We start from the raw sequence: 1,626 nt of genomic DNA, 5'->3' as shown, positions 1-1,626 counted from the left end.
CGCTCCAGGCGCTTGTAACTCACCTCGGAATGCAGACCTTCCCGCCGCTTCGACGCAGCTTGTCCGCATAACCCACCCGTTCCACCCGTTCAGCGGCCGGCAGCTCGTCTGTGTTGGTGAACGCTATAACCGCTCCGGCAAGCGTCTCTTGCTGCGCGTCGACGACAGAACTGTTTGCTCCGTTCCTCCGGAATGGACCGACATTGCCGCGCCGGATCCTGAAGTCGTTATGGGGCAAGGACGTGCGCTGTTCAGGGTTGCGGACTTGATGGCCCTCGCCGACCTTGTGGCGCGCCTGCGCAGGCAATCAGAGATCCCGGTCGGGTGTAAGGAGAATTTCGCCGCTCATGTAAAGTAATTGATGCCGCAGAGACGCCCGGTGTTAGCGATACGCAGCCACGCACTCGGCCATCTGCACAGGAATTAGAGACGAAGTTGAGCAGTGCATTTTGGCCTTGACAAGGTGTTTGTAGCGGCATAATTTTATTACACGCGATTGTCTGGAGTTGAATGTGCCCGCAAGTAACGACCGCAAGCACTCGAAGGCCAACATGCTCGCCGAAGACGGCACACTGAATCCGGCGCCGGATAAGGTCCACGATCCGAAGTTTCAGGAGGGCGGATTCTTCGATCCGCGCGATGCCGTACAGGTGAAGTACGAGATGCTGCGCCGCGCCTCTATCGAGATGGCGTCGGTGACGGAAGTGTCCGAGGAATATGGCATCTCACGACCGACCTTTTACCAGGCCAGGGCGGACTTCGAGGAAAGGGGGATTGCGGGGCTGGTGCCCAGGAAGCGAGGCCCCCATGGTCCACACAAGCTCCAGAGCGACGTGTTGGCCTTTCTCAAGGCGCAGCTTTCTCCCGGTGAGCCGATCCGGGCGCGCGAACTGGCAAAGCTGATTCAGCAGGAATTTGGCCTCGATGTGCATCCGAGAACGATCGAGCGTGCAGTCGGCGGAAAAAAAACTCCAAGATAACCGGCGTCGAGGCGAGACCGACACTGTCGTCCGCAATTGTCGCGCGGTACGAGACGGTGCGCTCCGCCATGCTTGGCGAGGCCCTGCCCCCAGACGCCCGGAGCGGCTTGGTCGTCCTTCTCCAGCGAGGCATGTGGGCATGGGCGCGCATGCTGGCCGCTAGAACCGCACGACTGGAGCCGATCCCAGCCCGAGCCCCGACATCGGCGGAGCCCTTCGAGCGTCGGGCCATCGTTTATGTGCTCGCAAGAATGGCCATGACGATCAATGACCGGAGAAGACCATGACCGCGTCGCTCAAAGTTCAACCCCACCACCTCGAACGGGGCGCTTATCTCTACATCCGGCAGTCATCGATGCGACAGGTCATCGAGAACGTCGAGAGCACGAAGCGGCAATACGCCCTTCGCGGCCGTGCGACCGCGCTCGGCTGGCGCGACGAACAGATCATTGTCATTGATAGCGACCAGGGTGAGTCCGGCGCATCGGCGTCCTGGCGCGAGGGATTTCAACGACTGGTCACAGACGTCGGCATGGGACGCGCAGGCATTGTCATGGGTCTGGAGGTGTCCCGCCTGGCACGAAACAATGCCGACTGGCATCGCCTGCTGGAGATCTGCGCCCTCGCTGATACGCTGATTCTCGAC

At 60.8% G+C, this 1,626-nt stretch carries 3 protein-coding genes; all 3 read left to right on the top strand.

From position 1 onward, the window contains the following. A partial coding sequence (locus tag ACYP5B_RS05635; RefSeq protein ID WP_459568910.1) for a DUF5372 family protein occupies positions 1 to 358 on the top strand: 358 nt, incomplete at its 5' end. A 193-nt stretch (positions 359 to 551) separates the two neighbouring features. Next, positions 552 to 980, top strand: coding sequence for a helix-turn-helix domain-containing protein (locus ACYP5B_RS05630; RefSeq protein ID WP_459568909.1), 429 nt, complete (start codon positions 552 to 554; stop codon positions 978 to 980). A 283-nt stretch (positions 981 to 1,263) separates the two neighbouring features. Further along, positions 1,264 to 1,626 (top strand): recombinase family protein (locus tag ACYP5B_RS05625; RefSeq protein WP_459568908.1); only part of this gene is annotated, 363 nt, incomplete at its 3' end.

The organism is Cupriavidus sp. 8B (genome assembly GCF_054589115.1).
The sequence above is the reverse complement of the archived record's forward strand: the minus strand, read 5'-3'. Positions and strand labels throughout refer to the sequence as shown.

Excerpts from the sequence above, each read along its gene's own strand:
- ACYP5B_RS05630 (WP_459568909.1), top strand. The coding sequence starts at position 552 with ATGCTCGCCGAAGACGGCACACTGAATCCGGCGCCGGATAAGGTCCAC.